Here is a 24,735-nt window from a genome sequence, read left to right on the forward strand (position 1 = left end):
GAATTATTGGCCAATAGCCACCCGGATAATTAGGGTCGGAGTCGAATTAAATGACAACATCGAGCCAGGAAATTGCTCAATAATTCGACTCTGACCCTCATTCAGGAACATTAGACAGCGCGAAAAATAATCCCCGAAATTTATAGACGACCGGTCTAATTATGGCTAAAGTGTCGTCATGGCGAAAACAAGCACACACCTGTCTTCCGACGTGCGTGACAATATTGTCGCGGTGGGACAGCGCATCATGGCCGGCAAGGGCTTTTCGGCGGTAGGACTGAACGAGATTCTGGTCACGGCGGGCGTCCCGAAGGGGTCGTTCTACCATTACTTCGGGTCGAAAGACGCCTTCGGCGAAGCGCTGCTGGCCAAGTATTTCGAGGACTACCTGGCCGACATGGATCGCTTATTCCAGGAGCCGGGAAAGACGATGGCGCAGCGGCTGGTGGACTACTTCGCCGCATGGCGCTCCAACCAGTCGTTTGAAGATTGTCAGGGTAAATGTCTTGCGGTCAAGTTGGGAGCCGAAGTAGCGGATCTGTCCGAGCCGATGCGCCTGACCTTGAAGCAGGGCGCCGCCGACATCGTGGCCCGCCTGGCGTATGCGATCGAGCGTGGTGCAGCCGATGGCTCGCTCAAGCCGCAGGGAGATCCCGCGCAGTTGGCCGAAAGCCTGTACCAGCTCTGGCTCGGCGCCAGTGTCATGGTCAAGATCGTGCGCAACGCATCGCCGTTCGATGCGGCAATGAATACGACGCGAAGCCTGCTGAACCTGGCCCGCTGATCGCGGGTCGAACCGGACGCTTTTGATCGAGCGTCTTTTTTTGAACCGTCATCTAGACGACTGGTCTACTATATTTGAAGGAGCCATATCATGAATATTTTGATCGTACTCACCTCGCACGACACCCTCGGCAGCACCGGCCGCAAGACCGGCTTCTGGCTGGAAGAGCTGGCCGCGCCCTATTATGCGCTCAAGGAGGCTGGCGCCCGTCTGGTGCTGGCCTCGCCGCAAGGTGGCCAGCCACCGCTCGATCCGAAGAGCAATGAGCCGGCCTTCCAGACCGCGCACACCCGCCGCTTCGAAGCCGATGCCGCCGCAACCGCCGAACTCGCCAATACCGTGCGCCTCGACAGCGTTTCCCACGACGATTTCGACGCCGTGTTCTACCCTGGTGGCCACGGCCCGCTGTGGGACCTGGCAGAAGATGCACACTCGATCGCGCTGATCGAATCCTTCGTCGCGGCCGGCAAGCCGGTGGCTCTGGTATGCCACGCGCCGGGCGTCCTGCGCCATGTGAAGAATGCGGACGGCACGCCGCTGGTCCAGGGGCGCAAGGTCACCGGATTCGCCAACTCCGAGGAAGCCGCGGTCGAACTGACCGACATCGTGCCTTTCCTGGTGGAGGACGAACTGAAGGCGAAAGGCGCCATGTATTCGCGTGGCGACGACTGGGCCCCGTATGTGGTGGTCGACGGCCTTTTGATCACAGGCCAGAATCCCGCGTCATCGGAAGCGGCCGCAAACGCCTTGCTGACGCGCCTGGCATGAGCGGCATCCAGGAGTGCCAGGCGGTGCCCCGACCTCATGACGTAGCATTGTTTCCCCCACTCTAAATGAGGGTCAGAGTCGAATTAATTTCCAATTGATTTACTGAAGTTGTCAAACAATTCGACTCTGACCCTCATTGTCGGGGTGGCAGAAGTCAGCGGCGGCCGAACATCATCAGGTCGGCGAGGAGCGTGCGCGCCGGGCGCGCCAGGTCGAGGGCGGCGAGGCCCAGGCCCAGCAGTGGCTGCAGCGGCTTGCTGCCGGTGAAGGCGCGGGCCATGGTGTCGGTCAGGCCGATCGTCAGCTTGCGGTCTTGCGCGCGTTCTTCCAGGAAGCGGCCGAGCGCGGCCGAGTTGGCGCCGCGCGCCAGCTGGCGCGCCAGGACGGCGGCGTCGCGCAGGCCCAGGTTCAGGCCCTGGCCGGCGACCGGATGCAGGGTTTGCGCGGCGTTGCCGATGGCGACCGTGCGCGCCGTGGCGCGCGCTTCGGCGTTCAGGCCGAGGGGGAAGGCGACGCGCGGGGAGACTTTCGTGAACGTGCCGAGGCGCGTGCCGAAGGCGTCGCCGAGTTGTTGCAGGAATCGGGCGTCGTCCAGGTCGAGGATCGTGCCGGCGCGCTCGGGACGCACGCACCACACCAGCGCATACTGGTGGCCATCGGGACCGTCTTCCGGCAGCAGCGCCAGCGGGCCTTCGTCGGTGAAGCGCTCGAAGGCGCGGTGCGCGATCGGCGCGTCGCTGGTCACGCGCGCGATCACGGCGCTCTGTTCGTAGTCGCGGCTCCTGGCGCGACCGTCTTGCTGGCCGAAGATGCCGCCTTCGGCCTGGACCGCCACCTGGGCGCGCACCGTGCGGCCATCGTCCAGCGCCAGCAGCGCACCGTCGGCGGTTTCGTCCAGCGCCTGCACGCGCGCCGGACGCAGCATGACGACGCCGGCCGCCTCGCAGCGCCGCGCCAGGGCGTCGACCACGGCGCCGTAGCGCGTGACGTAGCCCAGCGCCTCGACGTCGTGGTCGCGCCGGTCCATCAGGCTGCGGCCCAGCTGGCCACGGCGCGAGACGTGGATCTGGTGGATCGCCGTGGCCGGCAGCGGCCAGGCGCCAACTTCGTCCAGCAGTTGCACGCTGCCCCAGGACAGCGCGATCGAACGCGGGTCCGAGATCGCCTGGCCCAGCGACTTGCCGTCGACCAGGGCGATACGCGCACCCGGCACCCCGCGCCGCGCCAGGAAGGCGGCCAGCGCCAGGCCCACCGGGCCGGCGCCGCAGATCGCCACGTCGAAATCCAGAGTTTGTTCCGTCATCGTGTTTCCCGCATCAGTGCTTCCGCATCAAAGCTTCAATCTCCGCCACTTCCTTCGGCGCGCCGGCGCTCAGGATGCGGCAGCCGGCGTCGGTCACGACCACGTCGTCCTCGATCCGGATGCCGATGTTCCAGAATCGTTCCGGCACGCCCTCGCCGGGCCGCACATAGATGCCCGGCTCCACCGTCAGCGCCATCCCCGGCAGCAGGGGACGCGACGGCTTGTCGGGCAAGGTGACGTCGCGGTAGGCGCCGACGTCGTGCACGTCCATGCCCAGCCAGTGGCCGGTGCCGTGCATATAGAACTGCGTGTAGGCGCGCGTGTCGATCGCCTCGTCGAGCGTGCCCACCTTGCTCCGGTCGAGCAGGCCGAGGTCGAGCATGCCTTCGGTGAGCACCCGCACCGCCGCATCGTGGATCGCGCTGTACGGCCGGCCTGGATGGATGGCCGCGAGCGCCCCGGCCTGGGCGCGCAGCACCAGTTCGTACAGCGTGCGCTGGGCGTCGCTGAAGCGGCCATTGGCGGGATATGTGCGCGTGATGTCGCTGGCGTAGCCGTCCAACTCGCAGCCGGCGTCGATCAGCACCAGGTCGCCATCGGCGATACGGCGGTCGTTGGCGTTGTAGTGCAGCACGCAGGCTTGCGGGCCGGAGGCGACGATCGAGGGATAGGCCGGGAATTGCGCCCCGTTGCGGCGGAACTCGTGCAGCAGCTCGGCCTCGATCTCGTACTCGAACATGCCGGGCCGGGTGGCGCGCATCGCGCGCGCATGGGCCTGGGCCGAGATCACGCCGGCGCGCGCCATCAGGGCGATTTCGTGCTCGTCCTTCAAGAGCCGCATCTCGTCCAGCATGGCCAGCAGGTGGTGCATCGTCTGCGGGGCCGTCACGCCCGTGCGCCCGCGTGCGCGCACCGCCTTGAGCCAGCCGGCCACCCGGGCGTCGAGTTCGGCGCCGTGGCCCAGCGCGTAATACAGCGCCGGCGCGTCGGCCAGGATGTCGGCCATGCGCGCATCGAGTTCATCGATCGGCCAGGCGTCGTCGAAGCCGAAGGCATCGCGCGCCGCTGCGGGACCGAAGCGAAAACCCTCCCAGATCTCGCGCTCGACATTCTTCTCGCGGCAGAACAGGATCGTGCGCGCCGGCCGTTCGCCCCGGGCCGCGACCAGCGCCACGAAGCTTTCCGGTTCGGCGAACCCGCTCAGGTAATAGAAATGGCTGTCGTGGCGGTAGGGATAGTCGCTGTCGCCGTTGCGCGGCACTTCCGATGCGGTGCCGAGCACGGCGACCGCGCCCGGCTGCATTCGCCCAAGCAGCTGCGCGCGCCGGGCGGCATGCGCAGCGCAATGCGGCATCATGACGCCGTCTTGGCCGCCCGCAGCGGCGCGTTCAGTTCTTCCAGCTGTCCCACGGTGCCGACGTTGACCCACTGGCCCTGGTAGATCTCGCCGCCGACGCGGCCCTGTTCGATGAACTTGCGCATCAGGGGCCCGAACTTGAGGAATTCGCCGGCCTTGATCCCGTCGAACATCTCGGCGCGATACACGCCGATGCCGGCGAAGTTCCACTTGGTGGCGCCGTCGTTCTTGAGCGTGTACATGTCGAGCGCGAAGTCGCCCTCCGGGTTGTGCCACGGGTTCGGCGTCAGCCACAGCCAGGCGATGTCGCGCTGGTCGACCGGGTAGGGAACACCCACCGCGTCTTCATCCTTCAGCGCGTCCAGCGCCAGCGAAAAATCGAAGTAGGGCGCATAGATGTCGCCCGACACCGCCAGGAACGGTTCGTCGCCCAGCAGGTGCAGCGCATTGGCGATGCCGCCCGCCGTCTCGAGCGGCGTCGGCTCGTGCGAGTACACGATGCGCGCGCCATAGCGGCTGCCGTCGCCCAGTTCTTCCTCGATCATGTGGCCGAGGTGGGAGTGGTTGATGACAATCTCGGTGATCCCGGCGCGCACCAGGTTCAGCACGTGCCAGGTGATCAGGGGCCGCCCGCGCACTTTCAACAAAGGCTTCGGTAGCAGGTCGGTCAGGGGCCGCATGCGCTCGCCGCGGCCGGCGGCGAAAATCATCGCTTTCATGCGCGACCTCAGAAGGTGTAGCCGACTTGCGGCGCCTTGTTTTCCACCGCGTCGAGCAGGCGCAGCAGCGGCTTGAGTTCGGTGTAGCGGTTCGCGGTCTTGCGCACGTAGTCGATCACCGTCGGCAGGTCGCCCATGTAGTGCGATTTGTTGTCGCGGTAGTTCAGGCGGCAGAAGATGCCGAGGATCTTCAGGTGGCGCTGCATGGCCATGAATTCGAAGTCGCGGTAGAAGGCGTCGATGTCCGGGTTGACCGGCAGGCCGGCCTGCTTGGCGCTCTGCCAGTAGCGCACCACCCAGTCCAGCACGATCTCTTCGTCCCACTGGATGTAGGCGTCGCGCAGCAGCGAAGCCAGGTCGTAGGTGACGGGGCCGTACACGGCATCCTGGAAATCGAGCACGCCGGGGTTGCCCTGGTCGAGGAACATCAGGTTACGCGAATGGAAATCGCGGTGCATGAACACCTGCTGCTGCGCCAGCACGTTCGAGGCGATCGCCTCGAATACCTTGTCGAGTTGCGCCTGCTGCTTGTCGTCGAGCGTGACGCCCAGGTGGCGGTTCAGGTACCACTCGGGGAAGATGTTCAGCTCGCGCAGGATGAAGGCGCGGTCGAACTCGGGCAGCACACCCGGCTGGCTGGCCATCTGGAACTTGAGCAGGGCGTCGACCGCATCCGAATACATGAAGGCGGCGTTGTCGCTGGACAGGCGCGCCAGGTAGGTGGTGGTCCCCAGGTCGCCCAGCAGCAGGAAGCCCTGCTCGACGTTGCGCGCGGCGATCGCCGGCACGGTCACGCCGGCGTCGAACAGCAGGCCCTGCACGTGGATGAAGGCCGGCACGTTCTCGCGTTCCGGCGGCGCGTCCATGGCGACCAGGGTCGCGCCCAGCTTGTCCTGCATGGCGGGCACGACGTCGTAGCGGAAGTAGCGGCGAAAGCTCGCATCGACGGAGGCAGGGCGGCCGGTTCCGACTTCCACCAGGCCGGTCGAGGCCAGCCAGTCGTTCAGCTGTGCCAGGCGCGGATCGGTAGCAAGCGCGGCGCTGACAGAAGTGGAAGAATTTTGATACAAAGATGACATGAAGCGGCCTGACGAATCCGGTTGGTTGAGCTAATTCCCATATAATAAGGGATTCATTCTAAAAAAACCGCCCTTTATGGTGCACGTCCGATTTTCCATGAGCTGCGATTTTCCATGAGCTGGTCGTCAAGCCAACCTTTCCCACCGCGGCCGGTCCTCGCGCTCTATGCATTGGTTTCCGCAACCGCGGTTCCGGCATTCGCCCAGAGTGTTCCCCCTGCGCCACAAGCTGAAGACGAACTTCCCGTCGTTATCCAGGCCGAGGAGATCGGCGGCCGTCCCGACCGCCGGCTGGACCTCAACCGCAACGTCGAGATCACGCGCGGCCAGAGCGGCATCACCGCCGATACCGCCTGCTACCTGCGGGTCGAGGACGAAGTCACGGCCACCGGCAACGTGAACATGTGGCGCTTCGGCGACCGCTACAAGGGCGACGAGCTGCAACTGAACCTCGAGACCGGCAAGGGCTACCTGCTCAATCCGACCTATTTCCTGGCCGACAGCAATGGCCAGGGACAGGCGGACCGCATCGACTTCCTGGGCGAGCAGCAGGCCCTGGTGCGCAACGGCACGTACAGCACCTGCGAAGGCCCCGATCCCGACTGGTATCTCAAGTCGAGCACCCTGCGCCTGGACAACGGCCGCGACGTCGGCACCGCCGGCAAGACCATCATCTATTTCAAGGACGTGCCGATCATCGGCACCCCGGCGATGTCGTTCTCGCTGTCGGGCCAGCGCCGCTCCGGCTGGCTGCCGCCCACGGTGGGCTTCGGCTCCCAGGGCAAGGCCGAGGTGATGGTGCCGTATTACGTCAACATCGCCCCGAACCGCGACCTGACGCTGTATCCGCGCATGATGTTCGACCGCGGCTTCCAGATGGGCGCCACCGGCCGCTACCTGGGCAGCACCTACCAGGGCGAGACCCACGTCGAGGTCTTGCCGGACGATCGCGAGACCAATACCACGCGCTGGCGCGTCGACTCGCTGCACAGCCAGTCGATCAAGCCGAACTGGTCGTACGGCTGGAACCTGCACGGCGCCTCGGACGACGAATACCCGTCCGACTTCTCGCGCACCGTCGCCGCCAGCGCCGAGCGCCAGCTGCTGCGCGAGGTGCGCACCGATTACTATGGCCAGTTCTGGAGCCTGACCGCGCGCGCCCAGAACTACCAGGTGCTGCAGGACCCGGCCGCCGCGACCAATCCGAGCCTGACGGTGCCGCGTCCCTACGACCGCCTGCCGCAGATTAACTTCCGCGCCGCGCGCTACGACGTGGCCGGTTTCGACTGGTCGATCGACGCCGAGGCGACCCGCTTCGATCACCCGACTCTGGTCACCGGCAACCGCGCCGTGGTGCAGGGCCAGGTGAGCTATCCGATCGTGCGTCCGGGCTGGTTCGTCACGCCCAAGCTGATGTACAACGCGGCCAAGTACGACATCCAGGACCATATCGACCGGGCCGGCCTGGACACCAAGCTGACGCGCACGATCCCGACCTTCTCGTTCGACAGCGGCATGGTGTTCGAGCGCCAGACCACGCTGTTCGGCGGCGCCGCCACCCAGACCCTCGAGCCGCGCCTGTTCTATGTGTACACGCCGTACGAGAACCAGGACGACGTGCCGCTGTTCGACACCGGTCGCGCCGGCTTCAACTACGCCCAGCTGTTCTCCGAGAACCGCTACGTGGGCCTGGACCGCGTGTCCGACGCCAACCAGGTCACGGCGGCCCTGGTGTCGCGCTTCATCCAGGAAGACGGCGCCGAGCGCCTGCGCCTGGCCTTCGGCCAGCGCCTGTATCTCGAAGAGCCGCGCGTGCGCATCCCTGGCGAAGAACAACACAAGAGCCGTTCCGACCTGCTGCTGGCCGCCGCCGGCACCATTTCCGAGTCCTGGACCTTCGATAGCGGCGTACAATACGATGCGAACGGAAGCAGTTTGTACAGCTCGAATGTGGGTGTACAGTGGCGTCCGGGGCCGATGAAGGTGTTGAACGCCGAATACCGTTATCAGCGTGACAGCTTCCGCAATATCGACCTGTCGGCGCAGTGGCCGATCGGCCGCCGCTGGTATGGCGTGGGCCGGGTCAGCTACGCGCTGCGTTCGTATGGGGTGGGGCAGGAGGTCAATCCGGCCACCGGCGGCAAGCTGATCGAGAGCCTGATCGGTCTCGAATACAAGGCCGATTGCTGGGTGTTCCGGATGGGCGCGCAGCGTTTCGTGACCGCGGCGCAAGAGACCTCGACGCCGATCTTCTTCCAGCTCGAGCTCAATGGCTTGTCGCGCCTGGGCCTGGGTAATCCGCTCGAGTCGTTCAACAAGAGCATCCCGGGCTATACGCGACTGAATACCGGAATTGGACGTCCATAAGCAAGCGTTCAGACTAGCAGTCCATAATTCGTCCTTGATGTGAACTATCCTGAAATGAGTGCTTTCCAGATGATGCGTACTACCCGTTTGCAGTCCCTCCAGATGGCGGCAGCACTGCTGTGCGCGCTGTCCGCCGGCCAGGCGCTGGCCCAGGCCGCCACCACGCCAGCCGCCAAGGCGGAAACGCCGGCGTCCACCGGCGGCGGCTTCCTGCCGCCGGCATCGGCCAATGCCAAGGTGATCGATTCGATCCAGGTCGTCGTCAATGACGAAGTGATCACCCGCAACGAAGTGGCCGGCCGCGTGGCCCAGGTCAGCCAGAACATGAAGGCGCGTAACGCCCAGATGCCCGACCCGGCCACCATGGAGCGCCAGGTGCTCGAGGCGATGATCGTCGAACGCGCCCAGCTGCAGCTGGCCAAAGAAATGGGCGTCAAGGTCGACGACCGCACCCTGGACGCCACCATCGGCCGCATCGCCGAAAATCAAAAGATGTCGGTGCAGGACATGCGCAACCAGATGGAAAAAGAGGGCATGCCGTTCGCCCAGTTCCGCGAAGACATCCGCAACGAGATCATGATGCAGCGCCTGCGCGAGCACGAGGTCGACAGCAAGATCCAGGTGTCCGAGGCCGAGATCGACACCTATATGGCGGCCGCCAAGGCTGCCGAGGCCGACCGCATCGAGGTCGACATCTCGCAGATCCTGGTGCGCGTGCCAGAGAACGCCTCGCCCGAGCAGATCGCCGCGCGCGCCGCGCGCGCCGAGGAAGTGATGCGCCAGCTGCGCACCGGCGCCGACTTCGCGCGCATGGCCTCGACCTATTCCGACGCGCCCGACGCGCTCAAGGGTGGCGAGATCGGCTGGCGCGACGCCGACCGCCTGCCGCCGATGTTCTCGACCGAGCTGCGCAAGCTCGAAGCGGGCCAGGTCACGCCGATCCTCAAGACCAACGTCGGTTTCCACATCCTCAAGCTGGCGGGCAAGCGCTCGCTGGGCGGCGAGACCGAGAAGTCGGTGGTCGAGCAGACCCACGCGCGCCACATCCTGATCAAGGTCACCCCGACCATGACCGAGGGCGAGGTCAAGCGCAAGCTGCTCGAGCTGAAAGAGAAAATGGACAACAATGCCGGCACCTTCGAAGACCTGGCGCGCCTGCACTCGCAGGACGGCTCGGCCTCGAAGGGCGGCGACCTGGGCTGGTTGTACCCGGGCGACACGGTGCCGGAATTCGAGACCGCGATGAATGCGCTCAAGCCAGGCGAGGTGTCGGACGTGATCCAGTCGCCGTTCGGCTTCCACCTGATCCAGGTCATCGGACGCAAGAGCGAAGACGTGACCCAGCAGAAGGAGCGTAACGTGGCGCGCCAGGTGCTGCGCGACCGCAAGATGCAGGAAGCGATGGAAGACTGGATGCGCCAGGTGCGCGACCGCGCCTACGTCGAGTTCCGCGAGGAGCAGTAACACCATGGTTGCGCCACAGGCGCCCGGGCGCCCGTTGGCGCCGCAGCCGGCATCGCGGCCCGCCTCTCGCCCCATCTTGGCCATCACGGTCGGCGAGCCGGCCGGCATCGGTCCTGAGATCGCAATCCGCGCCGCCTGGGCCCTGCGCGAGCAGGCCAATTGCGTGCTGGTCGGCGACGCCGCCTTCCTGGCGATGACGGCCAGCTATATCGATCCAGCTATCCGCCTGTCGGCGCTGTCGACCCAGGCCTTGCGCAACGGCGGCCTGCCGCACTTCGGCGCCGACCGCCTGGCGGTGGTCGACGTGCCGCTGGCGGCGCACGTGGTGCCGGGCCGGCTCGATCCCGAGAATGGTCTTGCCGTGCTGGCCACGCTGGACCTGGCCATCGAAGGCTGTGGCTGTGGGTGGTTCGACGCCATCGTCACCGCGCCGCTGCAAAAAAGCACGATCAACGACGCCGGCATCGCGTTTTCGGGACACACCGAATACCTGGCCGAGAAGACCGGCACGCCCAAGGTGGTCATGATGCTGGCCGGCGCGCCGGCACATGACCAGCCCTACCTGCGTGTCGCCCTGGCCACCACCCACTTGCCGCTGAAGGATGTGCCGGGCGCGCTCACGCGCGACAACCTGACCCAGGTGCTGGACATCCTGCACGCCGACCTGCGCGACAAATTCGGCATCGCGGCGCCCGTGATCCTGGTCACCGGCCTGAATCCGCACGCCGGAGAAAACGGCTATCTCGGCCGCGAAGAGATCGACGTCATCACGCCGGTGCTCGAGGCCGCCCGCAGCCGCGGCATCGATGCGCGCGGCCCGTATCCGGCCGACACCCTGTTCCAGCCCAAATACCTGAAAGATGCGGATTGCGTGCTGGCGATGTACCACGACCAGGGCTTGCCGGTGCTGAAGCACGCGACCTTCGGGCGCGGCATCAACGTCACCCTGGGCCTGCCCCTGATCCGCACCTCGGTCGACCACGGCACCGCCCTCGACCTGGCGGCCGAGGGCCTCGGCCTGGCCGACTGCGGCAGCATGGAAGAGGCGATCCGCGCCGCCATGCACATGGTGGCTGCGCGCCGCCAGGCCACTTCCGAATAACCAAGAAAGCAAGCATGAAACACGTCGCACGCAAGCGCTTCGGCCAGAACTTCCTGACCGATGACCATGTCCTGAACAATATCATCGACGCCATCGCGCCGCGACGCGGTGAAACGATGGTCGAGATCGGCCCGGGCCTGGCGGCGATGACGGCGCTGCTGCTCAAGTCGCTCGACCATATGCACGTCGTCGAGCTCGACCGCGACCTGGTGGCGCGCCTGGAAAAAGCCTACCCGCGCGAGCGCCTCAGCGTGCATTCGGGCGACGCGCTCAAATTCGATTTCGGTTCGATCCCGGTGCTGGAGGGACAAAAACTGCGCGTGGTCGGCAACCTCCCGTACAACATTTCAAGCCCGCTGCTGTTCCACCTGGCCGAGTTCGCCCATCTGGTCGAGGACCAGCACTTCATGCTCCAAAAGGAAGTGGTCGAGCGCATGGTGGCCGAGCCGGGCACCAAGGCCTACAGCCGCCTGTCGGTGATGCTGCAATGGCGCTACGACATGGCCATGCTGTTCATCGTGCCGCCGACCGCCTTCGATCCGCCGCCGCAGGTCGACTCGGCCATCGTGCGCATGGTGCCGACCCGGCGCCAGTTGCCGTGCGACGGCAAGCGCCTGGAGGCGGTGGTGGCCAAGGCCTTCTCGCAGCGGCGCAAGGTCATTCGCAACTGCGTGGCCGGCATGTTCACCGAAGCGCAGCTGGTCGAGGCGGGCATCGATCCGGGCGTGCGTCCGGAAGCGGTCAGCCTGGAACAATACGTGGCGCTGGCCAACCTCCCCGTCTCCTGACCCAGGGTGGTCGGCTACGCCAACCACGCGTTCAGCATCATCTGCCCCCATCAGCGCCGCCCGTCGGCGCTTTTTTGCGTCCAAACACGTCCTGCTGCGCCGCAGCATACGGGTTATCACGTATTTTCGGGCGCCTGGTCGCCGTTTTACGCAGTCTGTCGCATCCCGCTGGAGAGGTGCGGCCCCATTTTCTATAGTGCTCACATGGACAGCCGATCCGGCGCCTCAACCGACCCACAGGAGCAAGAAATGAACGTCCTCAAGCACATGGAAGCCATCTTCATCGCCGCCGCCATCCTCGCCGGCTTCAGCAGCTACGCCGTTGCCGCCAATGCGCGATCGAGCGAGGCTTACCAGTCGCAGGTGTCGGTGGGCATGGAAAAGATCGCCGTGGTGAAGGTCAGCGCCGCCCGCTGAGCAGCGCCGGCACACCGTACCGATGCGGCGGGCAAAAAAAAGCCCGCTCAAGGAGCGGGCTGAAATCCAATTCTTTTCTGAGGAGAGTTGGAGGAGACAGGAGTTAGTATGCTGCACGACAGCATATAAGTCCAATTTTCCTTTCAAATACTCGACATAAGAATTGTGTATATCTGGTCAGGCTTACGCCGCGACGCAGTTGACCTGGATATTGGTCACTTCTGCATCAGGCATGACGCCAGTGCCGTTGACCACGGTGCACACCTGGCCAGTCGGGTTGGCAATCACCACCACGCCATAGGTCGTGCCATAGCTGACATTCGGCAGCTGGAAGTCGATCGGCGTCGTGACGCCGGCGGCCGGCTTCGTTACCGTACCCGCGCCGCCGGTGCTGCCGTTGGCCAGCACCAGGCCGTCGGCGGTCAGGCCATTGACTTTGCCGCTCAGCGGATAGTTGTTCACGATGCAGACGTAGGTGACGTTGATCTCCGCCAGCCGGCCCGCCGTATCGTTGAAGTTCGGGATCGTATTGTCCGGCGTAACGCATTGGCGCTGGAATTGCGGCGTCGACTTGAAGACGACGTTGTACACGTCACCATACTCGAGCTTGTTCGGGAACTCGAAGTTGACCGGGTCGCCCGGCTTGGCAGGCGGGTCGATCGGCAAGTCCATGCCATTGGTGGTCAGGACGGCGCCCGGATAGACGATGCCGGAGATCGTGCCTTTCACGGCGAACTCGGCTTTGTCGCTGCCGCCACAGCCGGCCAGGCCCGCGGCCAGCGCCAGCGCGAGGGCCGGACGGATCAGGGAAGACTTCATGCGTAACGCTCCAGGAAAAATTAAGGGGTGCAGGTGACGGCCACGTTGGTGACGTCGGCAGGTCCCACGGTGCCGCTGCCATTGTTGACAGTGCAAGTCTGATTGGCAGGCTGTTGCAGGATAGTGACACCGTAAGGCGAATCTTCGGCGACATCGGCCATCTTGAACGAGGTGGCGCCGGCCTGGAGTGCCACACGGTCGGAACCGTTGACCAGCACCAGCTCACCTTTCAGGTTGCTGACGCTGCCAGAGAGAGCGTGGCGCTTGAGCGTACACGTGATGTAGACGGTGTAGACGTGATAGCCCGCGCGGCCACTCGCATTCTGGATATCGCAGCGCTCGACGTTCGATGGCGTGGATTTGATTTCGACGGAATAGCGGTCGTCGGTCGAGATCAGGTTGTCAAACGCCCATCGCCCCGCACCGGAGCCATCGGCCGGCGGCGTGATCGCCTTTTCCTGGCCGTCGTTGGTCAGTACCAAGCCGGTCTTGGTCACACCGGAAAAACTACCGCCCAGCTCCAGCTGGCCATCGCTGCCGCCGCAGGCAGACAGTGCGACCGCGCAGGCCAGCGCCGCGCCGGCACGCAGGTAGGAACTCTTCATAACATCTCCAAAAAATCTAGCGGGAAAGCGCAGCTGCGCGGTGAGAATAGAAAAATCGCTCAACATTTTAGTCCATTTGGCAAGCAGCTGGTCCATTTCGGGCGTATATGGTTTTGTATCTTGGTGTAACCATAATTCAACAAAGGCAACATTCCAGGGTGCAAACGGCGTGCGCATTGCGTTCGGCGTAGCGCGTCGCTATGCTTGGGGCGCACCTTTTCTCCCTTAGTCTGGAAGCCGATGACCCGCCAACCCTGGCCGAAAGCCGTCCTGTTCGACCTCGACGATACCCTGTGGCCGATCGCGCCCGTGATCCTGGAAGCCGAAAAACTGTTGTATGCCTGGCTCGGCGAGCACGCGCCGCGGGTGGTCGAACGCTTCACGATCGACAGCCTGCGCGCCGCGCGCCTGGAATTGCTGGCCGCACGCCCCGAATTCGGGATCGACCTGGGCGCGCTGCGCCATGCCGGCCTGGTCGCCGCCTTCGAACAGGTGGGTGAGGATCCCGGCAAGGTCGAGCTGGCGATGACCGTATTCTTTGCCGCCCGCAATGCCGTGACGCCCTACGAGGATGTCGTGCCCGGGCTCGAGCGCCTGAAGCGACGTGCCCTGGTCGGCTCGGTCACCAATGGCGTGGCCGACCTGCAGACCATCGGCCTGGCCCACCACTTCCAGGCTTCGGTGGCGGCGCGGCAGTATGGCCGCGCCAAGCCCGATCCCGGCATCTTCCTCGCCGGCTGCGCCGCGCTCGGCGTCCTGCCTGGCGAGACCCTGTACGTGGGCGACGACCTGTTGCTGGACGTGCAGGGCGCCCAGCGCGCCGGCCTGCGCGCGGCCTGGATGAACCGGACCGGCAAGGTCAACGAACTCGCCCATGAAGTCCAGCCTGACGTCGAAGTGGCCAGTCTCGACGCGCTGCTCGACTGGCTTGAATCCCTGTAAAAGCGCGAGCAAGAGCGTTGGACATGCGTCACAGCAAGCCTTGCGCTGCCCGTGCCATGCCCCAACCTGCCTATAATGCACACGTTAAATACGCGCGCCATTAAACGTTTCCCGGAATCATGCAACTCGACCAACGTGCCCACACCCTGCTCAAAGCCCTCGTCGAGCGTTATATCGCCGACGGCCAGCCGGTAGGCTCGCGCGCGCTGTCCAAGCTGTCGGGCCTGGAATTGTCGCCAGCCACGATCCGCAACGTCATGGCCGACCTCGAGGAGATGGGCTTCGTCGCCAGTCCGCACACCTCGGCCGGCCGCATCCCGACGCCGCGCGGCTACCGCGTGTTCGTCGACACCCTGCTGACGGTGGGGCCGATCGACGACAAGGCGGTCGATGCCGAGCGCATGCGTTTGCCGCAGCCCTTGTCCAACCTGCAACCGCAGAAACTGATCGCCAACGCGGCGCAGATGCTGTCCTCGCTGTCGCAATTCGCCGGCGTGGTGCAGAGCCCGCGCCGCGAATCGGTCTTCCAGCAGATCGAATTCCTGCGCCTGGGCGAAAAGCGCATCCTGCTGGTGATCGTCGATCCGCGCGGCGACGTCCAGAACCGGCTGCTGCTGCTCGATAAGGATTATTCCCCGGCGCAACTGACCCAGTCGGCCAATTACCTGAACCAGAACTTCGCCGGGCTGTCCTTCGACGAGGTGCGCAAGCGCTTGAGCGGAGAGCTGCAGCAATTGCGCGACGATATGGGCCGCCTGATGCAGGCGGCGGTCGAGGCTGGCAGCGAAGCGATGGCCGAGGGCGACGACATGGTCATCGCCGGCGAGCGCAACCTGCTGTCGGTGTCCGACCTGTCGTCCAATATGAGCTCGCTGCGCCAGATGTTCGAGATGTTCGAGCAAAAAACCGGCTTGATGCAATTGCTCGACGTATCGAGCAAGGCTGGCGGCGTGCAGATCTTCATCGGCGGCGAATCGAAGCTGGTGCCGATGGACGAGATGAGCGTGGTGACCGCGCCGTATGCGGTCGACGGCCGCATCGTCGGCACCCTGGGCGTGATCGGCCCGACGCGGATGGCCTATGAACGAGTGATCCCGATCGTCGACATCACGGCCAAGCTGCTGTCGAACGCCCTCAGCCACTCCTGAATCGCTAAAAACTTAAGCCAGTGCAAGGCTGGCAACCTTCTTGCCACAATTTGACAAAGTTTTGGAAATGCAAATGAGTATGATTCTCAATTGCATTGAGCCGGAGCGCTCCGGCTTGTCCAGAACAATCAAATAACAGGAACAAGAGGGATGAAACTGACAGCAAACCGCATGACGCCGCTCGCCGCGGCCGTCGGACTGGCGCTCCTTGGCTTGCCGGCCATGGCCCAGCAATCCAACCAGCCGATGCACCAGGTGCACATCGTCGGCACCGCCGAGGAAGAACTCAAGCAGGCGATCGGCGTCTCGGTCATCACCTCGGAAGACATCGAAGCCCGTCCGCCGGCGAATGATCTGGCCGAGCTGATCCGCACCATGCCGGGCGTGAACCTGACCGGCAACAGCGCCAGCGGCCAATACGGCAACCACCGCCAGATCGACCTGCGCGGCATGGGCCCGGAAAACACCCTGATCCTGGTCGACGGCAAGCCGGTCAGCTCGCGCAACTCGGTGCGCATGGGCCGCAGCGGCGAGCGCAACACGCGCGGCGACACCAACTGGGTGCCGGCCGAAGCGGTCGAGCGCATCGAAGTGCTGCGCGGCCCGGCGGCGGCGCGCTACGGGTCCGGCGCCGCCGGCGGCGTGATCAACATCATCACCAAGGCGCCGGGCGACTATCTGACCGGTTCGGTCACCGCCTATGCGCTGGCGCCGGAGCACGGCGAGGAGGGCAACAGCAAGCGGCTCGGCTTCAACCTGTCCGGTCCGCTGGCCGGCAAGCTCTCGTTCCGCGTATTCGGCAACGTCAACAAGACCGACGCCGACGAGCTGGCGCTGAACGCCACGCCGGACAATACCGCCAACGGCGCGATCCCGCCGGCCGGCCGCGAGGGCGTGCGCAACCGCGACATCGGCGGCTTGCTGCGCTGGGACTTCATGCCCGACCAGGTGCTCGAATTCGAATCCAACTTCAGCCGCCAGGGCAATATCTACGCCGGCGACCGGGCCGTGAATGCGGCCGGCTTCCCGATCCTGGGCGAGCTGGCCAATGCGGCCGCCGAAACCAACGTCATGCTGCGCCGCACCGCCGCGCTGACCCACCGCGGCAAGTGGGGCGCCACCACATCGCGCCTGTGGCTGACCTATGAAGGCACCGACAACACCCGCATGAACGAAGGCCTGGCGGGTGGGCCGGAAGGCAGCATCAGCGACCCAACGAAGAAATCGACGTCGGAACTCGAAACCTATGGCGCCAACGGCGAAATCAGCACGCCATTCAATGTCGGCGGGGTGGCGCAGATGCTCACCGCCGGCTTCGAGGCGCGCAAGGAAAAGCTCAACGATCCGTATTCGATGACGCAGGCCGCCACCGCGATTCCCGGCATGCCGGAAGGCAACCGTGATGGCCGTTCGAGCGCCGAAACCTATGCCGTCTACGTCGAAGACAATATCGGCGTGAACACCGCATTCACCCTGACCCCGGGCCTGCGCTTCGACAAGCACAGCCAGTTCGGCACCAACTGGAGCCCGAGCCTGAACGCCTCGTATGCCTTGAGTCCGACCCTGACCTTGCGCGGCGGCGTGGCGCGCGCGTTCAAGGCGCCGAACCTGTACCAGTCGAATCCGAACTACCTGTACTACACGCGCGGCAACGGCTGTCCGGTCAACAACCCGAACCTGGGCGGCGGCTGCTATGTGCGCGGCAACGAGAACCTGGCGCCGGAAACCTCGGTCAACAAGGAAATCGGCATCGGCTGGAAGGACCGTGGATACGAGGCCAGCCTGGCCTATTTCCACAACGACTACAAGAACAAGATCACCGGCGGCATGGATCGCCTGCTCGGCAACACCTCGGCCAATGGCCGGTTGTTCCAGTGGGAGAATTCGCCGGAGGCGGTGGTGCAGGGCGTCGAAGGCAACCTGACGATCCCGTTCGGTCCGCGCCTGAAGCTGACCAACAACCTGACCTATATGATCGAGAACGAGAACAAGACCAATGGCGAGCCGCTGTCGGTGATTCCCGAATACACGCTGAACTCGACCCTGGACTGGAAGGTCAATGCCAGGTTGACGACGCTGTTGACGGTCTCCTATTACGGCAAGCAGGAACCGCGGCGCCTGACCGGCACCGGGGTCCAGGCCAGCGGCGAGGCGCTCAACACGCTGGCGCCATATGCCGTGGTGGGCGCCAACGTCGGCTACGCCTTCACGCCGAAGCTGTACCTGCGCACCGGCATCAACAACCTGTTCGACGAACGCCTGTTCCGGCGCAGCACCAACGGCAGCACCGGCGCCGAGTCGTACAATGAACCGGGCCGCTCGCTGTTCGTGAACTTGACGGCATCGTTCTGACGACGCCTGGATAGAGAAAGGGCGCATGGGATGACTCCCATGCGCCCTTTACTTACTTTTACACTGTTACTTTTACACCGGCCGTGCCGGCCGCAGGATTACTCCGGCTTGGCGATGCCCCGGCACTCCGGGCAGCTGCCATAGATCGCCAGCGCATGCTCGACGATCGTGAAGCCGTGTTGCTCTGCAATCATCTGCTGGCGCTTCTCGATCTCGTCGTCGTAGAACTCTTCGACGCGGCCGCAGGTGACGCACACCAGGTGGTCATGGTGGGAACCGGCGTTGAGCTCATAGATGGCCTTGCCGGTCTCGAAATGGTTGCGGTTGAGCAGGCCGGCCTGCTCGAACTGGGTCAATACGCGGTAGACGGTCGCGAGGCCCACGTCCATATTGTCAGCAAGAAGGATCTTGTAGACGTCTTCCGCCGTCAGATGCCGTACGGAGCTGTTCTGGAAGATTTCCAGGATTTTCAGTCGTGGCAGCGTGGCCTTGAGGCCGCTCGCCTTCAGGTCGGTCGGGTTGTTACTCATGTTTGTCACTCGAATATTGGCGGAGTGCTTTATGATATAGCGTTTTGAAAGCTCCCGCTCGAACGTATTGAGGTTAACTATGCCTGTCAAACAAGCCGTATTCCATCGATTCTCCGCCAAGGCGGCGCTGGCGGCGGGCCTCGCCTGCACCTTGACGCTGTCCGGCTGCGCCTCCTGGCGCAACCAGACGCGTCCGGCGCCGCCGGTGGCGACGGATGCGGCCGCCAGTGCGTCCGACGCGGAAAAGTCGGCCGCCATCGCCAATGCCGGCGCCCAGACCGTCCAGGCGACGCGCCTGCAGCGCTTCCTGTGGATCTTCTCGCCTTATCGTCCAGACATTCAGCAGGGCAACTTCGTCTCGCAAGAGATGCTGGACCAGCTCAAGGCCGGCCAGACCCGCGACCAGGTGCGCTTCCTGCTCGGTTCGCCGCTGCTGATGGATGCCTTCCACGCCGACCGCTGGGATTACCCGTTCTACCTGGCGCGCGGCAATGGCGAGCTGACCACCAGCCGCGTGACCGTGTTCTTCAAGAACGACGTGGTCGAGCGTTTCGAGGGCGGCAACCTGCCGAGCGAGCGCGAGTACATCGACCGCATCGCCGGTCCAGCCAAGAAGAAGTCGGAGCAACTGCCTCCAAAACCGGCCGATGCGCCGGCTGTACAAATTAATGCGGGCAACACCGAACGTCGCCCAGGAACGCCATAATGACCATGTTGAATATCGCCGTTGCCGGCGCCAGCGGCCGCATGGGCCGCATGCTGATCGAAGCCATCCAGGAAGCGCCCGACATGCGCCTGGCCGGCGCCCTCGACGTCCCGGGTTCGCCCTTCATCGGCCAGGACGTGGGCGCCTTCGCCGGCATCCTGACCGGCGTGGTCATCGAAGACAGCATCAAGCACGGCCTGCACAATGCCGACCTGCTGATCGACTTCACCCGCCCCGAGGGCACCCTGCAGCACCTCGAATACTGCGCCGCCAACGGCAAGCAGATGGTGATCGGCACCACCGGCTTCGACGACGCCGGCAAGGCCGCGATCCGCGCCGCCGGTGAAAAAATCGGCATCGTGTTCGCCCCCAACATGAGCGTGGGCGTGAACGTGACGCTCAAGCTGCTCGAAATGGCCGCCAAGAGTTTTTCGGAAGGCTATGACATCGAGATCGTCGAGGCGCACCACCGCCACAAGGTCGATGCGCCGTCCGGCACCGCGCTCAGGATGGGCGAAGTGATTGCCGACGCCATCGGCCGCGACCTGAAGGAATGCGCCGTCTATGGCCGCGAAGGCGTCACCGGCGAACGCGATCCGTCGACCATCGGTTTCGCCACCGTGCGCGGCGGCGACGTGGTGGGCGACCATACCGTGATGTTCCTCGGCACCGGCGAGCGCATCGAGGTCAGCCACAAGTCGAGCAGCCGCGTGACCTATGCCCACGGCTCGCTGCGTGCCGCGCGCTTCCTGGCGGACAAGGCCAACGGCCTGTTCGACATGCAGGACGTGCTGGGCCTGAAGGACAAATAATGGCCGTGGCAGAACTGAACGGCGCCGTCATCACGGACGAAGCGTCGTTTCACCAGCAGAGCCGCGAGGCCTTCGGTTTCCCGGCCTCGTATGCGGACAGCATCGACGCCTGGGTCGACTGCATGAGCTATCTGCGCGACGACGAGAACATGACCAAATTCAAGCTCAAGCCGGACGAGGTGCTGGAAATCGTCATCCTCGAGGCCGACAAGATGAAGGCGGCGGCGCCCGACCTGCTCGAAGAGCTGAGCTATTGCGTCGGCGGCATCAACGAACGCTACGAGGACTACGGCGAAAAGCCGGCGCTGGAACTGGTCCTGCGCTGATCCTCGAAGGCAGCGTTCAACGGGACGCTGCCTTTTTTGCATTTTCCTTCATGCACCGCGCCTCGCCGCAGTGCAAAATGAACGGGTTATAATGACCGGTTCCACCTTCCACATTACGTCTGCAGAATCATGCAAGAAAAATATAGTCCAGCCGAAGTAGAACAGGCCGCCCAGGCCTACTGGAAGTCGATCGACGCCTACAAGGCCGTCGAAAACGACCCGCGTTTCCCTAAAGGCAAGTATTACGCCTGCTCGATGCTGCCTTACCCATCGGGCAAGCTGCACATGGGTCACGTGCGCAACTATACGATCAACGACGTGATGTACCGCTACCTGCGGATGAACGGCTATAACGTCCTGATGCCGATGGGCTGGGACGCGTTCGGCATGCCGGCCGAAAACGCGGCGATGGCCAACAACGTCCCGCCGGCCGAATGGACGTATTCGAACATCGCCCACATGCGCGGCCAGATGGAATCGATGGGCCTGGCGATCGACTGGTCGCGCGAGATGACCGCCTGCAAGCCGGACTACTACAAGTGGAACCAGTGGATGTTCCTCAAGATGCTCGAGAAGGGCATCATCTACCAGAAGACCGGTACCGTGAACTGGGACCCGATCGACCAGACCGTGCTGGCCAACGAACAGGTCGTGGACGGCCGCGGCTGGCGCTCGGGCGCGCTGATCGAGAAGCGCGAGATCCCGATGTACTACGTGCGCATCACCGACTACGCCGACGAGCTGCTCGACCACGTCGACAACAAGCTGCCGGGCTGGCCGGAGCGCGTGCGCACCATGCAGGCCAACTGGATCGGCAAGTCGACCGGCGTGCGCTTCGCCTTCCCGCACACGATTGCGGGCGACAATGGTGAGCTGATCAATGATGGCAAGCTGTACGTGTTCACCACCCGCGCCGACACCGTCATGGGCGTGACCTTCTGCGCCGTGGCGCCGGAACACGCGCTGGCCCAGCACGCGGCCCGCAACAACCCGGCCCTGCAGGAATTCATCGCCGAGTGCAAGATGGGTTCCGTGATCGAGGCCGACATGGCGACCATGGAGAAGAAGGGCATGCCGACCGGCCTGTTCGTCACCCATCCGGTCACCCAAGAACAGATCCCGGTCTGGGTCGGCAACTACGTCCTGATCACCTACGGCGACGGCGCCGTGATGGGTGTGCCGGCGCACGACGAGCGCGACTTCGGCTTCGCGAAAAAATACAACCTGCCGATCAAGCAGGTGGTCTCTAGCGAGGGCCAGGAATTCTCGCTAGAAGCCTGGCAGGAGTGGTACGGCGACAAGGAAAACGGCCGCACCATCAACTCGGGCAAGTACGACGGCCTCGATTACATCTCGGCCGTGAACGCGGTCGCGGGCGAACTGGCCGAACAGGGCCTGGGCGAAAAGAAGACCACCTTCCGCCTGCGCGACTGGGGCATCTCGCGCCAGCGCTACTGGGGCACCCCGATCCCGATGATCCACTGCGGCGAGTGCGGCTCGGTGCCGGTCCCCGAGGCCGACCTGCCGGTCGTGCTGCCGGAGCACCTGGTCCCGGACGGCACCGGCAATCCGCTGAACAAGGACGAAGCCTTCCTCAAGTGCGACTGCCCGCAATGCGGCAAGCCGGCGCGCCGCGAGACCGACACGATGGACACCTTCATCGATTCGTCGTGGTACTACATGCGCTATACCTCGCCGGGCTCGAACGAGGCGATGGTCGACGCCCGCAACGATTACTGGATGCCGATGGACCAGTACATCGGCGGCATCGAACACGCCGTCATGCACCTGCTGTACGCGCGCTTCTGGACCAAGGTGATGCGCGACTTCGGCCTGGTGAAATTCGACGAGCCGTTCGTGAACCTGCTCACCCAGGGCATGGTGCTCAACGAGACCTATTACCGCGAGGACGAAGCGGGCAAGAAGACCTGGTTCAACCCGGCCGACGTCGAGCTGACGTTCGACGACAAGGGCCGTCCAGAGAGCGCGACCCTGCGCGCCGATGGCCAGCCGGTGGAAATCGGCGGCACCGAGAAGATGTCGAAGTCGAAGAACAACGGCATCGACCCGCAGGCCCAGATCGAACAGTACGGCGCCGACACCGCGCGCCTGTTCACGATGTTCGCCTCGCCGCCGGAGCAGACCCTGGAATGGTCGAACAGCGGCGTCGAAGGCGCCAGCCGTTTCCTGCGCCGCGTGTGGGCTTTCGGCTACGCGCAGCGCGAACGCATCGCGGCATCGTTCAACGGTGAAGCGCAGGGCACCTTGAACGACGACCAGAAGACGCTGCGCCGCGAAGTGCACAAGGTGCTGCAGCAGGCCGACTACGACCTCAAGCGCATCCAGTACAACACCGTGGTCTCGGCCTGCATGAAGATGCTCAACACCCTCGAGTCGGCGAAGCTGGACGACTCGCCGGCCTCGAACGCCATCGTCGCCGAAGGCTTCTCGATCTTCCTGCGCCTCCTGAACCCGGTCGCGCCGCACATCACGCACGCGCTGTGGCAGGAGCTGGGCTTCGCCGCCGCCCATGGCGACATCCTGAACGCCGCCTGGCCGCAGGTCGATCCGGCCGCGCTGGAGCAGTCCGAGATCGAGATGATGATCCAGGTGAACGGCAAGCTGCGCGGCTCGGTCAAGGTGCCGAAGGAGGCCGACAAGGCCGCCATCGAAGCCGCGGCGCTGGCTTCCGAGGCGGTGCAGAAGTTCATCGAAGGCACGCCGAAGAAAGTCATCGTGGTGCCGGGTAAACTCGTCAACATCGTGGTGTAAGGATCAATATGTCGAACAAGACCCTGGTGCGTGCGCTGGCGGCGCTCTTGATGGCAGGCGTGCTGGCCGGCTGCGGCTTCCAGCTGCGCGGCAGCGACGGCCAGTACAACCTGCCGTTCCAGAGCATCTGGCTGTCGTTCAACGAGTCCTCGCCGCTCGGCACGGAGCTCAAGCGCAACCTGCGCGCGGGCGACACCGTGCGCATCGAGACCGACGCCTCGAAGGCCCAGGCCCTGTTCGACGTGATCAGCGAAACGCGCGGCAAATCGATCCTGTCGCTCAACAGCCTGGGCCGGGTGCGCGAGTACTCGCTCAGCTACACCCTGGTGTTCCAGGTGCGCGACGCCAACAATCGCCAATTGCTGGCGCCGACCGAGATCACCCTGCGCCGCAACATCGCCTTCGACGAATCGCAGGTGCTGGCCAAGGAATCGGAAGAAGCGCTGCTGTACCGCGACATGCAGTCCGACCTGGTGCAGCAGATCCTGCGCCGCCTGGCGGCGATCAAGCCGGCATAAGGAAACCAGTAACGATGCAGTTGCGGCTCGAGGCGCTCGACGGCCATCTGAGCAAGGGCTTGGCGCCCTTGTACGTGATCACCAGCGACGAGCACCTGCTCGCGCTGGAAGCGGCCGACCGGATCCGCAAGACGGCGCGCGCGCAAGGGTATACCGAGCGCGACGTGCTCACGGTCGAGCGCAGCTTCAAGTGGGGCGAGCTGCTGGCAGCCAACCAGGCGCTGTCGCTGTTCGGCGACAAGAAGCTGATCGAGCTGCGCATCCCGACCGGCAAGCCCGGCAAGGACGGCAGCGCCGCGCTGCAGAGCTACGCCAAAGACCTCGGCCCCGACAACCTCACCCTGATCACGCTGCCGAAGCTGGACTGGCAGACCGCCAAGTCGTCGTGGGTGACGGCGCTGCAGCAGTCGGCGGTCTATATCGAGATCCCGAACGTCGAACGCGCCCACCTGCCGGGCTGGATCGGCCAGCGGCTGTCGAGCCAGGGGCAGAGCGCCGAACGCCAGAGCCTGGACTTCATCGCCGACCGGGTCGAGGGCAACCTGCTGGCGGCGCACCAGGAAATCCAGAAGCTGGGGCTGCTGTACGAACCGGGCAAGCTCAGTTTCGAGCAGGTGCACGATGCGGTGCTGAACGTGGCGCGCTACGACGTGTTCAAGCTGTCCGAGGCGATGCTGGGCGGCGACCCGGCGCGCCTGGCGCGCATGCTCGAAGGCTTGAAGGGCGAGGGCGAGGCGCTGCCGCTGGTGCTGTGGGCGGTGTCCGAAGAGATCCGCACGCTGCTAAAATTAAAGACCGGCATGTCGCAGGGACGCCCGCTGGGCGCGCTGCTGAAGGAATACCGGATCTGGGGGCCGCGCGAGCGGATGATGGAGCCGGCGCTGCGCCGCGTGTCGCTGGGCACGCTCGAGGCGGCGCTGCAGGACGCGGCGCAGGTCGACCGCATGGTCAAGGGCTTGCGCGCGAAGGGGTTCGCGGGCGATGCGTGGGATGCGATGTTGCAGCTGGCGTTGAAGGTGGCGCGCTAAGGCAGCCGCTTTCGATACGGATGTGCATC

General features: G+C 64.6%; 23 protein-coding genes. 16 read left to right on the top strand and 7 right to left on the bottom strand.

Annotated elements, in window-relative coordinates; translation table 11 throughout:
* The first annotated feature begins 178 nt into the window (after positions 1-178).
* Together LO55_RS08905 and LO55_RS08910 are read left to right on the top strand one after the other, a co-directional pair.
* Positions 179-784, top strand: a complete 606-nt coding sequence (locus tag LO55_RS08905) for a TetR/AcrR family transcriptional regulator (RefSeq protein WP_071361190.1) — start codon at positions 179-181, stop codon at positions 782-784.
* 90 nt (positions 785-874) lie between these two features.
* The gene (locus LO55_RS08910; RefSeq protein WP_071361191.1) at positions 875-1,552 is read left to right on the top strand and encodes a type 1 glutamine amidotransferase domain-containing protein; all 678 of its coding nucleotides are present in this window, start codon (positions 875-877) and stop codon (positions 1,550-1,552) included.
* Positions 1,553-1,706: 154 nt separating this feature from the next.
* Here the strand turns inward: LO55_RS08910 and LO55_RS08915 are convergent, their stop codons facing one another.
* Genes LO55_RS08915 through LO55_RS08930 form a run of 4 tightly spaced genes read right to left on the bottom strand, consistent with a single transcriptional unit; the run spans position 1,707 to position 6,010 of the window.
* On the bottom strand, positions 1,707-2,855 hold the full coding sequence (locus tag LO55_RS08915; RefSeq protein ID WP_071361192.1) for an FAD-dependent monooxygenase: 1,149 nt from the start codon (positions 2,853-2,855) through the stop codon (positions 1,707-1,709).
* Positions 2,856-2,868: 13 nt separating this feature from the next.
* Positions 2,869-4,212 carry an aminopeptidase P N-terminal domain-containing protein gene (locus tag LO55_RS08920; RefSeq protein ID WP_071361193.1) on the bottom strand — a complete coding sequence of 448 codons (1,344 nt, stop codon included), beginning with the start codon at positions 4,210-4,212 and terminating at the stop codon, positions 2,869-2,871.
* Complete coding sequence (murU, locus tag LO55_RS08925; RefSeq protein WP_005664802.1) at positions 4,209-4,931, bottom strand: N-acetylmuramate alpha-1-phosphate uridylyltransferase MurU; 723 nt, start codon at positions 4,929-4,931, stop codon at positions 4,209-4,211. Before murU ends, LO55_RS08920 begins: the two co-directional genes overlap by 4 nt.
* 8 nt (positions 4,932-4,939) lie before the next feature.
* On the bottom strand, positions 4,940-6,010 hold the full coding sequence (locus tag LO55_RS08930) for an aminoglycoside phosphotransferase family protein (protein ID WP_071361194.1): 1,071 nt from the start codon (positions 6,008-6,010) through the stop codon (positions 4,940-4,942).
* Positions 6,011-6,124: 114 nt separating this feature from the next.
* On the opposite strand from LO55_RS08930, the gene LO55_RS08935 reads away from it, so the two are divergent.
* From LO55_RS08935 to LO55_RS26645, 5 genes are all read left to right on the top strand, one after another.
* Positions 6,125-8,377: an LPS-assembly protein LptD gene (locus LO55_RS08935; protein WP_071361195.1), complete on the top strand. Its 2,253-nt coding sequence runs from the start codon at positions 6,125-6,127 to the stop codon at positions 8,375-8,377.
* Between the two features lie 69 nt (positions 8,378-8,446).
* Entirely contained in the window at positions 8,447-9,841 is a 1,395-nt protein-coding gene (locus tag LO55_RS08940; protein ID WP_005664809.1) for a peptidylprolyl isomerase, read from the top strand.
* 4 nt (positions 9,842-9,845) lie between these two features.
* Positions 9,846-10,943: a 4-hydroxythreonine-4-phosphate dehydrogenase PdxA gene (gene pdxA / locus LO55_RS08945; RefSeq protein WP_071361196.1), complete on the top strand. Its 1,098-nt coding sequence runs from the start codon at positions 9,846-9,848 to the stop codon at positions 10,941-10,943.
* Positions 10,944-10,957: 14 nt separating this feature from the next.
* Entirely contained in the window at positions 10,958-11,731 is a 774-nt protein-coding gene (gene rsmA / locus LO55_RS08950) for a 16S rRNA (adenine(1518)-N(6)/adenine(1519)-N(6))-dimethyltransferase RsmA (RefSeq protein WP_005664813.1), read from the top strand.
* 249 nt (positions 11,732-11,980) lie between these two features.
* Complete coding sequence (locus LO55_RS26645; RefSeq protein WP_005664814.1) at positions 11,981-12,148, top strand: hypothetical protein; 168 nt, start codon at positions 11,981-11,983, stop codon at positions 12,146-12,148.
* 183 nt (positions 12,149-12,331) lie between these two features.
* On the opposite strand, the gene LO55_RS08955 is transcribed toward LO55_RS26645, so the two are convergent.
* Together LO55_RS08955 and LO55_RS08960 are read right to left on the bottom strand one after the other, a co-directional pair.
* A complete protein-coding gene (locus LO55_RS08955) occupies positions 12,332-12,967 on the bottom strand; it encodes a hypothetical protein (RefSeq protein WP_005664819.1) in 636 nt (211 codons plus the stop codon).
* A 20-nt stretch (positions 12,968-12,987) separates the two neighbouring features.
* Positions 12,988-13,572: a hypothetical protein gene (locus LO55_RS08960; RefSeq protein ID WP_071361197.1), complete on the bottom strand. Its 585-nt coding sequence runs from the start codon at positions 13,570-13,572 to the stop codon at positions 12,988-12,990.
* Positions 13,573-13,812: 240 nt separating this feature from the next.
* On the opposite strand from LO55_RS08960, the gene LO55_RS08965 reads away from it, so the two are divergent.
* The 3 genes from LO55_RS08965 to LO55_RS08975 all read left to right on the top strand — a co-directional run bounded on the left by LO55_RS08965 (position 13,813) and on the right by LO55_RS08975 (position 18,014).
* Positions 13,813-14,514 carry an HAD family hydrolase gene (locus LO55_RS08965; protein ID WP_071361198.1) on the top strand — a complete coding sequence of 234 codons (702 nt, stop codon included), beginning with the start codon at positions 13,813-13,815 and terminating at the stop codon, positions 14,512-14,514.
* A 119-nt stretch (positions 14,515-14,633) separates the two neighbouring features.
* Entirely contained in the window at positions 14,634-15,662 is a 1,029-nt protein-coding gene (gene hrcA, locus LO55_RS08970; protein ID WP_005664825.1) for a heat-inducible transcriptional repressor HrcA, read from the top strand.
* Positions 15,663-15,812: 150 nt separating this feature from the next.
* The gene (locus LO55_RS08975) at positions 15,813-18,014 is read left to right on the top strand and encodes a FepA family TonB-dependent siderophore receptor (protein ID WP_071361199.1); all 2,202 of its coding nucleotides are present in this window, start codon (positions 15,813-15,815) and stop codon (positions 18,012-18,014) included.
* Positions 18,015-18,112: 98 nt separating this feature from the next.
* Here LO55_RS08975 and fur read toward each other — a convergent pair whose 3' ends face one another.
* Positions 18,113-18,544: a ferric iron uptake transcriptional regulator gene (fur, locus tag LO55_RS08980; RefSeq protein ID WP_005664829.1), complete on the bottom strand. Its 432-nt coding sequence runs from the start codon at positions 18,542-18,544 to the stop codon at positions 18,113-18,115.
* Positions 18,545-18,623: 79 nt separating this feature from the next.
* On the opposite strand from fur, the gene LO55_RS08985 reads away from it, so the two are divergent.
* From LO55_RS08985 to holA, 6 genes are all read left to right on the top strand, one after another.
* The gene (locus tag LO55_RS08985) at positions 18,624-19,250 is read left to right on the top strand and encodes an outer membrane protein assembly factor BamE (protein WP_005664831.1); all 627 of its coding nucleotides are present in this window, start codon (positions 18,624-18,626) and stop codon (positions 19,248-19,250) included.
* Positions 19,250-20,062: a 4-hydroxy-tetrahydrodipicolinate reductase gene (gene dapB / locus LO55_RS08990; protein ID WP_071361200.1), complete on the top strand. Its 813-nt coding sequence runs from the start codon at positions 19,250-19,252 to the stop codon at positions 20,060-20,062. The genes LO55_RS08985 and dapB overlap by 1 nt, the downstream gene beginning before the upstream one ends.
* Positions 20,062-20,388 carry a barstar family protein gene (locus tag LO55_RS08995; RefSeq protein WP_071361201.1) on the top strand — a complete coding sequence of 109 codons (327 nt, stop codon included), beginning with the start codon at positions 20,062-20,064 and terminating at the stop codon, positions 20,386-20,388. The genes dapB and LO55_RS08995 overlap by 1 nt, the downstream gene beginning before the upstream one ends.
* 129 nt (positions 20,389-20,517) lie before the next feature.
* Entirely contained in the window at positions 20,518-23,160 is a 2,643-nt protein-coding gene (gene leuS / locus LO55_RS09000; protein WP_071361202.1) for a leucine--tRNA ligase, read from the top strand.
* A gap of 8 nt (positions 23,161-23,168) precedes the next feature.
* Entirely contained in the window at positions 23,169-23,678 is a 510-nt protein-coding gene (locus LO55_RS09005) for an LPS-assembly lipoprotein LptE (protein WP_071361203.1), read from the top strand.
* Positions 23,679-23,692: 14 nt separating this feature from the next.
* Complete coding sequence (holA, locus tag LO55_RS09010) at positions 23,693-24,706, top strand: DNA polymerase III subunit delta (RefSeq protein WP_071361204.1); 1,014 nt, start codon at positions 23,693-23,695, stop codon at positions 24,704-24,706.
* Positions 24,707-24,735: the final 29 nt, after the last annotated feature.

Origin of the sequence: Massilia timonae (assembly GCF_001866515.1) — a bacterium.
GTDB classification, from domain to species: domain Bacteria; phylum Pseudomonadota; class Gammaproteobacteria; order Burkholderiales; family Burkholderiaceae_D; genus Telluria; species Telluria timonae.